The following is a 9,981-nucleotide window of genomic DNA, read 5'->3' as shown; positions in this document are numbered from 1 at the left end:
CCCGGCAGCGCCGCACCCCCCCCCCCCCACCCCCTCCCTCCCCCCCCCCCTCCCACCCCCCCCCCCCCCCCCCCCCCCCCCCCCCCCCCCCCCCCCCCCCCCCCCCCCCCCCCCCGGTGCGCACGCGGCTGTCCGCCCACTGCGGCCGAGCGGGGCCTCACCGCGGTACCGGCACCTGCTTGCGCATCGTCGCCGGGCCGGGCACCTCGGGCGCCAGTCACCCGCCCGTCGATCCACACGCCGGGACTGCTCATCGCCTGATTGCCGGGCGGTCGGAAATGGGTATGTTTGCGTCTAAATGGGAACACGGAGGTGTGAACGTCACTACTCCACTGAGGAGCGTGCGCTCATGTCTACGGGAACGCTTCTGGCGATCATCATCCCGATCGTTGTGTTGATCGCTCTGGCCGCTGTGGCGGCCTCAATGCTGATGCGACGCCGTCACCTCCGTGAACGCTTCGGTCCCGAGTACGAGCGGACGGTAGAGGGATCTGACAGCCGGCTCGCCGCCGAGCGGGAGCTGAGGGAGCGCGAAAAGCGGCACGACTCGCTGGAGATCAAACCGCTGCCTCCCGTCTCACGCGACCGCTACGCAAGGGAGTGGAACAGCGTCCAGGAGGAGTTCGTGGACCGGCCGGACGACGCGGTGCACGACGCGGACCGGCTGGTGACCTCCCTGATGCACGAGCGCGGATATCCGACCGAGGGGTTCGAACAGCAGATGAGGGATCTCTCGGTGGAGCACGGGCGCACCCTGGAGCACTACCGCGCCGCACACGAGGTGGAGACGCTCACCACCCGCAGGCAGGCGACGACCGAACAGCTGCGCGGCGCCATGGTCCACTACCGCGCTCTCTTCGACGAGTTGCTCTCCGACGGCGGTCGGTCCCAGCCTGCCCGCCCCTGACACCCACTCGGCATGAGGAGTCCCATGCACAGCGACGACGACACTGCCCGCACCACCAGCGGCCCGTCCACCGAAGATCTCGCGCAGACCTCCGGCGACGCCTCCGGGGCGCCGGGTGAGAGGCGGGAACCCCCCTCGGGGACTCCGGTCTACCCGGGAGAGGCCACCGCGACGGGCGAGGCGCAAAGTGGGGCCGGCGAGCCCGCCGAAGAGCGCTCCGTCTCCGATGCCGAAGCCGAAACCCCCGGCGCGGCAGGCACTTCGAATGGCGCGGAGGACGAGACTCCACAGCTGCTGACGGAGAAAGAGGATCAGGACTTCCGTGATCGCTGGCAGGCCATCCAGAGCAAATTCGTGGACGACCCCCGCGAAGCCGTGCACGACGCCGACACCTTGGTCGCGAACGTCATGCAGACGCTGGCCTCCACATTCGCCCAGCACAAGCAGGACCTGGAAGGCCAGTGGAGCAAGGGCGAGCGGGTGAACACGGAGGAACTCCGCGGGGCACTGCGCCGCTATCGTTCTTTCTTCAACCGGCTGCTCAGCACCTAGTAGTGCTCCGTCAGGTTCTGGTTCTGCTGGTCGGCGCGGGTCAGCCGCCGGCGGTACAGATGCGGATCTACAGCGAGACGTGGAACCGCACGGCCGGCTGGGGATGCTGAGGTCAGCGTGGGCGGCTGAGCCGGGCCAGGACGTGGGCGGCTGTCTCGGCCCACTCCCCGCGGGTGTGGGAAGAGAAGCTGCGGCCCTGTCCGGTGCCATCGGCCCGCTCATCGAAGTCCCTGTCCTCGTGGCGTTGGTGGACGTCTCGCGCGCCTGGCGCCGGAAGTTCACCGATCGCGCCCAGGTGCCGGCCGGCTGAACCATCCCCTCCACCACCGGGTGCGGGCCGCCTCGCGCAGCCGGACCCCGGCGGTCGGGGGAGCTTGGAGGAACAGCGGAGCGTCGGCCGCGAAGGCCGCGGTTGAAAGTGACGTTCGGGCCGGCGAGGAGTTCCTCCAACCGCACCAGGCCCAGGCGGGTGCCGTACTGGGTGTGAAGTGCGGGGTGGAGGTCGAGGTCCTCGTCCAGCAGCTGCGGCTTGCGCGGGTCGTTGTACTCGGCCTCCAGGACGGGGGCGACCCTGATGTCAGCGTCCTCGGTGTTCTCCTCGCCCATGATGAAGCACGTCTTCGCGCCCTTCTCGAAGTCGCCGTTGTCACCGGTCGTGAGCGCGACCTCCCGGCCCCCGATGCCGAGGTAGACCCAGCTGTAGGTCTCGGAGCCGCCCTCGCTGGACGTGTGCACCGTGGCCCTGATCTGCTTGATGTCTGCCGTGAGACTGTTTCCTCAGCAGCGCCCGCTTCTCCGTGGCATCGACGCTCAGGCCGTTGTTGCACTTCACCGAGACCCACTGGGTCCCATACCGGCAGCGAGCCGGCTCGATGGGCAGCCATTCGGCGACGTCCTTGTCGGCCTTCTGGCGGCTGGAACGTAGGGTGACGGCGATCAGATGGTGGTCGACGTCGAGGTTGTCGGCGTAGGCGACGTGTACGGCCTTGGTCCACCGCCAGGCTCCGGAGTCCCATGCCTCGGCCAGCGAGGTGCCTCCGTCGAGGGCGCACCGTCCTGTCGCCTCGGGAGCCTGGATGGCTTCGGCGACCATGACTTCCGCCTGGGTGTTGCAGCCGTCGTGGTCTGCGTCGATCCAGCCTTCGCATTCCCGTTGCCGGTCGTAGCCCTCGCGGTGCTCCGTTTCCACCGGGAGTGCCATGACCTCCTGCAGTAGCGGAACCGCCGCAGTGGTGTCGGCTGCGGCTCCCGCTATCGGCAGGGCGCCCAGCAGGGCGGTCGCCGCGGCGAGGCCGTGAGCGCTGCCAGCCTCCTCCCTCGTGGCCAGTGGTCCAAGCGGGAAGCCATTCGCCTGCGTGTGCGCAGCTGTTGAGTTGCTCGCGCAGGGAGGCGGCGGCCGCTGAACGGGCCCCGACCCGGGGCCCGGCGCCCTGGTCGAACGTGACGTCGCCCGCGTTGGGGCTCCAGCGCCCGATGGTGGACACGTCACTGACCAGGTCGTAGACCCGGGCGGGCGCGGCATCGGCTCAGGCGCGCCGGGTGAAGGTGAAATCCGATGCGTCCAGGACCTCGAAGAGGTCGTATTCGCTGGTGAGGGCGCGCGAGGCATCCTCCTTGACGGGTGGGTTGGTGCCATGTCGGCGATGCCCACGTCACCACCGGTCCCGCCGGGGAGCCAGACCCATCGGTGCCTATCCACGCCAGGGTCAGGCTGTGCGGTCGGGCCCGGCCCATACTCGGATCCATGAACGGAAAAGTGCGGCTAGGGGAGTTCCTGCAGACGCGGCGCTCCCGGCTGCAACCGGAGGATCTTGGGATACCCGACTACGGGGAGCGGCGCCGTGTGCCGGGTCTTCGAAGAGAGGAGCTGGCGTCGCTGGCGGGTGTCAGCGTCTCCTACTACACCCGGCTGGAACAGGGGCAGTCCCTGAACGCCTCACCGCAGGTGCTGGACGCGATCGCCCGGGCCCTGCGGCTGGAGGAAGCCGAGCGCCTGCACCTGCACAACCTTGCCCGGTCGTCGGCCACGGGCTCACGCCGAGGCCGCCCGCCCGCCCCGGAGCGGGTGACGGAGGCGACCGGTCAACTGCTGGAGGCACTGGTCCACGTCCCGGCGATCGTGAGCGGCCGCCGCAGTGACGTCCTGGCATGGAACCGGCTGGGCCATGCGCTGTTCGCCGGACACCTGGACCCGAGCGCCCCGGACCGGCCGGCGGAGCGGCCCAACATGGCCCGGCTGGTGTTCCTCGACGCGCACACCCGTGACCTGTACGCCGACTGGCCGGCCAAGGCCAGGGCCGTGGTGGGGAATCTGCGCCTGGTGGCGGGCCGGTACCCGGACGACACCGCGCTCCACGCGCTGGTGGGTGAACTGAGCGCGAAGAGCGCGGACTTCGCCTCGATGTGGGCCGACCACCGCGTCACGGCGTGCGCCGTCGCGACCTACGAGATGCGGCATCCGCTGGTCGGCCCGCTGACCGTCACCCAGCAGACCCTGAGCCAGGGCCAGGGCCGGGGCCCGGGCCAGGGGCAGAACATCGTGGTCGCCACCACCGAGGCCGACTCGCCCGCGCGGACCACGCTGGCCCTGCTCGCCCAGGTCAGCCCGCAGCGCGACCCGGCGCGACCGGGAGTGCGGGCCGGTTCCGGCTGACCCGGCACACGCCACCGGACGCCGGGCAGACATCCGCGAGCGCCCGTCCATCCACTCACCTGGGTACGGGCGGCGGCCACCGGCCGCCGCCCGAAGCAGCCCGGTCCACGAGGCCTCCGGCCGAAGCCATCCCCCCAACCCCCGCGCGCCGCCTTACCGCTGCCGCATGTCCGAAAACAGTGAAGGGAACCATGTCCAAGAACACGTTGTCCAAGACCGCCGCGGCAGCCGTCGTACTGACCGCAGCAGCGGTCGTCGCGGTCACCCCCGGCGTCGCGTCGGCCGTCTCCGCCCCGCTGAGCTGCGCGCGCATCGCCGAGCACTTTGACGTGGCCCGGCACCAGACGCCCGAGAACATGGCGCTGGCTCCTGACGGCAGCGCGTACGTCACCTTCGCCGCCGCCCGCCAGGTCGCCCGCATCACCCCCGGGGGATCCACCCGAATCCTGGCCACCCTGCCCGCGCCCGCCGACGGCGGCATCCACACCCCGGCCCTGGGCTTCGCTCTGACCACCGGCATCGTCCGCGCGCACGACGGCACCCTTTACTTCCTGTACGCCACCGGCACCGCCGACCTGACCGGCCTGTGGCGCCTGCCCCCCGGCGGCGCACCGCAGCGCATCGCCGCGCTGCCCGCGGCCGGCCTGCCCAACGGCCTGGCCCTGGACCCGCGCACCCGGACCCTCTACGTCACCGACTCCGTCCTCGGTACCATCTCGAGCGTGCCCACCACCGGCGGCATACCCCACACCTGGTCCACCGCCCCCGAACTGGCCTCCACCGGATTCCTCGGCGCCAACGGGCTGAAGATCCGCAACGGGGCGCTGTGGGTCACCAACCTCGACCGGGGCACCGTCCTGCGCATACCCGTCCTGCGGGACGGTCGCGCCGGCCCGGCCCAGACCCGGGCCACCGGCCTGGCCGGGATCGACGACTTCGCTTTCACCGGCCATGGCGACCAGATCCTGGCCGCCCTCAACGGCCCCAGCGAGGTTGCCCTCCTCCAGCCCGACGGCACCCACTCCACCGTCCTGACCGCCGCCGACGGCCTGCAGAACCCCACCTCCATCGCCCTGCACGGCGACACCGCCTACGTCCTGAGCGCCGCGTACGTCACGGCGAAGGACCCCAACCTCCTCCTGGCCCACCTGAACGGCTAGGTGTTGAAGTGGATCCCAGTCACCCGGTACGGGCACGGCGGCGACTTCCTGCAGGCAGGCGAGGGCGACGGTCGTGAAGTCTTGGTTGCTGGGCGCGTTACTTCCGCCCCGGATGTTGGTACCTGCCTACCTGCCTGCCGGGCGGCCGCCGACCTGCCCTGATGACCATGAGCACGGTCGCCGTGCCGGTAGCGCCGCAGTGGGCCACTCGTGGGATCGGCACAGCACGTATGCAGCAACTCTTCCATCTAGGGGCGGAATGGGGCGAGTCAACTCGATACAGCTGCATGTGGAGTGCATGCATAGGGGTGGATCCGTCTGCCGGGCATGTCCCTTGAGTTGTCGTCGACAGCATGAAAGGGCTATTCGTGGCCGACGGCAAGACCGAGAAGATCAGGCAGGCCGCCCCGGGGTTCGGACTGGTGACGCCCGTGGGCAGGGAGGCTGCCTTGCAGGCGCCCCCGGCCGACGAGGTGTGGGAGCTGCCGGGCGGCAGCGCCCGTGTGTACTACGGGGAGGGACAGAGGGGTGTGGTCCGGCCGGTCGTCCTGGCCGACGGGTTCAACCTCGGGCCGAGCGACTTCGACTGGCTCTGGGACCAGCTGGAGAACGGCCGGAACCCGTTCATCAGCGAGCTTCGGCGCCACGGACGCACCCTGGTCCTCGTCGGGTTCGACGAGCGCAGTGAGTCGATCCTCCGCAACGCCGAGACGGTGATGGCCGCGATCCTGCGGACCATCGCCGAGCAACTCGACGACACCCGGCTCCTCGCCGGCGGGTTCAGCATGGGCGGCCTTGTCACCCGCTACGCTCTGGCGAAGATGGAACAGCGGCGCATGGACCACCGGGTCGGCGTCTATCTGTCGGTCGACCGCCCGCACCGGGGGGCGTGGGTGCCGATCGGCCTGCAGGCATTCGCGCACTACACCGCCGGTGTCGACGACACCTACCTGCGGCAGATCAGCAGCCCGGCCTCGCAGCAGATGCTCTGGCGCTACCTGGACGACATGAAGGGCACGCCGCAGGAGAGCCCGCTGCGGACCAAGTTCAAGGAAGAGCTCCAGAAGGTCGGCTCATGGCCGCAAATCCCGCGTCTGCTCGGAGTGTCCAGCGGACGCGGCGACGGTGTGGGCAACGGCGTACGCGCAGGGGCGAAGACACTGAGCTGCGCCGGGCCGCTCTTCGACGGCACCTACTTCCTCGCCCAGTCCCAGGGCGACCCGGCGGAGGCGGCCGTGCTCAACGGGGTCCTGGGCGGTCCGCACGCGATCACCACCAGTGGCTTCCCCGAGCTGGACGGGGCGCCGGGCGGCACGCTCGAATCGTTCGGCATCATCGGCGACGCCCTCGTCGGCGTCGGCGAGAGCGTCGACCTGGTCCACCGCTCCGGGTGCTTCGTGCCGTCCGTCAGCGCAGCCGCCGTCCGTGACCTGGACCGGCAGGAGGACCTGTACGTCAATATCGACGAGCTGCCGCCGGAGGAGTCCGAGCTCCACGACTTCCTCCTGTCCCAGGACAACGATCCGCACGCCCTCATGACGGAGGACATCGGCCGCTGGGTCCTCGACCGACTGCCCGACTGACCCCAGTCGGCTCCGGCAGAAACGAGCAGGGGCTGTGACCGCTCCGCCCGACCACGGCTCCGCCCGACCACGGCGGCGGAGCGAGCACGGGCCCCCTGCGAACGTCCCCGCACCTCGTGTCCTCTGCCCTGCTTACGGGTGAGTCGGGCTGCAGGTCTTGTGCTCGGCGATCTTGGTCGGCAGGGTGTCCGAGGTGCGTTCTGATCTTGTTCCTGACGATCTGTCGGAGCGGGTGGCCCCGCTGCTGCCGCCCGCTCCCGAGCGACGCCATCGCCATCCCGGGCGGTTGCGCGTTCCCGACCGGACGGCACTCGCCGGCGTCTTGTACGCGCTGCGGACCGGTGTCGCCTGGCGGGATGTCCCCGCGGAAACGGTGGGCTGATCTGGTGTGACGGCCTGGCGCCGGCTGCGGGACTGGGCCGAGGCCGGGGGCTGGCCCGCCTGCACGCCGCCCTGCTGGGCGAGCTGCGCCGCGCCTGCCTGCTGGACCTGACGACTGCGCCGTTGACGGCTCGCCCATCCGGGCCCTCAAAGGGCGGCGCGCGTGGGCCCCCATCCGTCGACCGCGCCCGCCCCGGCTCCAAGCACACGCCTCCGCATCCGCTATGAACGGCGCGCTGATCTCCACCAGGACCTGCTGTGACTGGCCTGCAGCCTCATATGCCTTCGCCGCCTACGAACCTCGTTCTGAAACGACCAGTTAGAGATCACCAGGCGGTTTGCCAAGGCTGTCGGACCTGCAGGCTGGCGTCGTGCCATGGACGCAGGAGACTGGATGGCGCTTGTCGCGGTCGTCGTATCGATCGGGGCCGCCGGTATCAGCATGCACCAGGCCAAGACCGCCATGGACTCAGCAACGCACGCCAGAGAACAGGCAGAAGCGGCGAGGGAAGCCCATCAGCTCACCCGGCAGCAGACAGCCCGCGGCGGCGTCGCACTCGGTGCCCACTGCACCTTCCGAGGCGCGATTTCCGCCGTGCTCCAGCCCACACAACAACCCCTGCACGCGGCGCACACCCGGCCTGCGACTGCAGCGGACGGTGTGCCCGTGGCGGGCGCTCACCACAGATCAGCAGGGCACGAAAAGGCCGAGCGTGCAGTCCCCACCGGCGCGGGGGACCGCCGCACCGATGCCCTGCGGTGCAGGAAGTCTCCGCCCGATCCGCCTGCGGACGGCTAGATCCGGCGGTCCCACCCGGCCGTCCCGCTCGGCGGGCAGGCGACCACCGCCTTCGGGACGCTGGGGCGGAGCAGCGAGCACGCGGATTCCGCTCCTGGGACGGTGTGCCCCGTGAAGCCTTTGGTGGGGGACGTGCTGCCGTCACATCTGTCCGGCCTGCCGTTGGCGTGCACCCTTTGGGTGCGCGCCGCTATGAGAGGAAGGTATGTGACTCTTTGTCTGATTCGCCGTTGTGTGTGGATGAGGCGCAGTGATCAGTTGCTCGGGGTTAGCCGATACCGGGTGCCGAGCGACGGAACTCAGTGGGCGGGAACCGGCTCGGACAACGGCTGCCACTCCCGTCTGAGCAGCCCGTAGATCCACGAGTCGGAGACGTCGCCGTTGACGACGCAGTCCTCTCGCAACGTCCCTTCACGTACGAAGCCGAGCTTCTCCAGCACGCGGGCAGAAGCCACGTTGCGCGTATCGGTCTCAGCCTGGACGCGATTCAGGTCCAACGTGTCGAACGCCCACCGCAGCAACGCGCGCGCGGCCTCGGTCGCGTAGCCGTGGCCCCACGCCGCATCGTCGAAGCAGTAGCCCAGCGAGGCGCTGCGGAAGTCCGGATTCCACGAGTCCAGGGTGCACCAGCCGATGAACGCCCCGTCGGAGACACGATCCACGGCCAGCCGCGCCCCGGTGCCCTCCTTCTCCATCTCTCGGCAACGGGCGATGAACTTCTCGGCACGCTCGCGTTCGCTCCACGGTGGACTGTCCCAGTAGCGCAGCACGTGGGCGTTGCTCTGCAGCGCGAAGAGGTCGTTCGCATCCGCGTCTTCGAAGGCACGCAGTCGAAGGCGAGCGGTGCGCAACGAGGGGGTGGGCAGCGACGTCCTCATGTTCTCTCCCCCGATCGGTGGGCGATCAATCAGACATCCGATGCGGGTCACTCGCAAGGGGTTTTCTCGGCGGCCTGGCAGAACGACATGTCCGCTCATCGGCGCGACCGAGCGCCCCCGGAGGTCGGCACCTGAGGTGATGCCCGGTTTGGCCTTCCGGTTGGGCTGAGCGGGCTGGTTGCGGCCCGCCGGAGGGGCTACGGCCGTGGCAGGGTGAACAGCCCCTGCTCGGGCTCGGCCAGGATCCCCCGCTTGTTGGGCGCGATCTTCAAGTCCATCGCCTCGCACACCGCTCGCGCCCGCAGCGGGGCATCGGCCGCGGCGAACACCGCCATGATCTGCTGGTACGCCGGATGGTCCGGCAGCTTCGCGGCCGGCAGCACGGGCAGTGGCGGATCGGGCAGGTCCAGCAGCGTCTTGCGAGTGAGCGGAGATGCAGCGATCCCACCCGTTCCAGTGACGACAGATACAACATCACGCCACATACCGCCCTCTGAGACCTTCACCCGACGGGCCGGCCGCCTGGCCTGCCTCGCCCCCGTAAAGGGGCAGTGGGGGGTGAGGGCCCGGAGCCGGGCAGGCTGTGGGGTCCGGGCCCTCACGTGGGTGCGCGCAGGAGGGGGAGAGCGCGTGATGCCCTACCCAACGACCGTCCAGAGCCCGGGTCACGCCGCCCACTGTGGTCGGGCGCCGGATGTCCGATCGCCCGGGGAATCCGGCCGCTGCCGAACGAGAGCCGCAGATGACCGTGGTCATCTGTATATCCGCAGGTCAAAGCCGTCAGGGAGATGCCGGCGCCTGTCTGCACAATGTGGTGCGGAGCTGTGTGTGAGCCGGTCGGATGAGGGAACTCAGGGTGCGGTGGCATGGGTGAGACCGCGGCGGCACGGCGACGACGACCGTGCCGCCGCGTGCCGCACGCCAAGGGCCGATACCTAGACCGAAGGCTGCGCAGCGGGGGGGGGGGGGGGGGACCCCCGAGCCGCCGGGGGGTGTGTGGGTCGGTTCCCCATTTACCACAAAGGAGGGGGGGGTTGTTGGGGAGGGGGTGGTCCCTCTCTCTTCTCT

At 70.1% G+C, this 9,981-nt stretch carries 8 protein-coding genes and 2 pseudogenes; 7 read left to right on the top strand and 3 right to left on the bottom strand.

Going from position 1 to position 9,981, the window contains the following annotated elements:
* Positions 1-349 precede the first annotated feature (349 nt).
* The 3 genes and pseudogenes from ACZ5CW_RS39615 to ACZ5CW_RS39605 all read left to right on the top strand — a co-directional run.
* Entirely contained in the window at positions 350-907 is a 558-nt protein-coding gene (locus tag ACZ5CW_RS39615; protein WP_468610398.1) for a hypothetical protein, read from the top strand.
* 24 nt (positions 908-931) lie between these two features.
* Positions 932-1,459, top strand: coding sequence for a hypothetical protein (locus ACZ5CW_RS39610; protein ID WP_468610396.1), 528 nt, complete (start codon positions 932-934; stop codon positions 1,457-1,459).
* A gap of 193 nt (positions 1,460-1,652) precedes the next feature.
* Positions 1,653-1,769 (top strand): annotated as a pseudogene (locus ACZ5CW_RS39605) (ACR3 family arsenite efflux transporter); the annotation flags it as partial.
* A gap of 336 nt (positions 1,770-2,105) precedes the next feature.
* Here ACZ5CW_RS39605 and ACZ5CW_RS39600 read toward each other — a convergent pair.
* Positions 2,106-2,660 carry an HNH endonuclease gene (locus ACZ5CW_RS39600; RefSeq protein ID WP_468610394.1) on the bottom strand — a complete coding sequence of 185 codons (555 nt, stop codon included), beginning with the start codon at positions 2,658-2,660 and terminating at the stop codon, positions 2,106-2,108.
* Positions 2,661-3,203: 543 nt separating this feature from the next.
* Between ACZ5CW_RS39600 and ACZ5CW_RS39595 the strand changes: the two genes are divergently transcribed.
* The 4 genes and pseudogenes from ACZ5CW_RS39595 to ACZ5CW_RS39580 form a co-directional block, all read left to right on the top strand.
* On the top strand, positions 3,204-4,112 hold the full coding sequence (locus ACZ5CW_RS39595; protein ID WP_468610392.1) for a helix-turn-helix domain-containing protein: 909 nt from the start codon (positions 3,204-3,206) through the stop codon (positions 4,110-4,112).
* Between the two features lie 191 nt (positions 4,113-4,303).
* Positions 4,304-5,272 carry an SMP-30/gluconolactonase/LRE family protein gene (locus ACZ5CW_RS39590; protein WP_468610390.1) on the top strand — a complete coding sequence of 323 codons (969 nt, stop codon included), beginning with the start codon at positions 4,304-4,306 and terminating at the stop codon, positions 5,270-5,272.
* A 353-nt stretch (positions 5,273-5,625) separates the two neighbouring features.
* Positions 5,626-6,855, top strand: a complete 1,230-nt coding sequence (locus ACZ5CW_RS39585) for an esterase/lipase family protein (RefSeq protein ID WP_468610388.1) — start codon at positions 5,626-5,628, stop codon at positions 6,853-6,855.
* 193 nt (positions 6,856-7,048) lie between these two features.
* Positions 7,049-7,443 (top strand): annotated as a pseudogene (locus ACZ5CW_RS39580) (transposase); the annotation flags it as partial.
* Positions 7,444-8,334: 891 nt separating this feature from the next.
* On the opposite strand, the gene ACZ5CW_RS39575 reads toward ACZ5CW_RS39580, so the two are convergent.
* Positions 8,335-8,913, bottom strand: a complete 579-nt coding sequence (locus tag ACZ5CW_RS39575) for a GNAT family N-acetyltransferase (RefSeq protein ID WP_468610386.1) — start codon at positions 8,911-8,913, stop codon at positions 8,335-8,337.
* Between the two features lie 197 nt (positions 8,914-9,110).
* On the bottom strand, positions 9,111-9,398 hold the full coding sequence (locus ACZ5CW_RS39570; RefSeq protein ID WP_468610384.1) for a hypothetical protein: 288 nt from the start codon (positions 9,396-9,398) through the stop codon (positions 9,111-9,113).
* Between the last annotated feature and the right edge of the window lie 583 nt (positions 9,399-9,981).

Source organism: Streptomyces sp. NPDC031379, from assembly GCF_055569615.1.
This window is presented reverse-complemented; position numbering and strand designations above follow the sequence as displayed.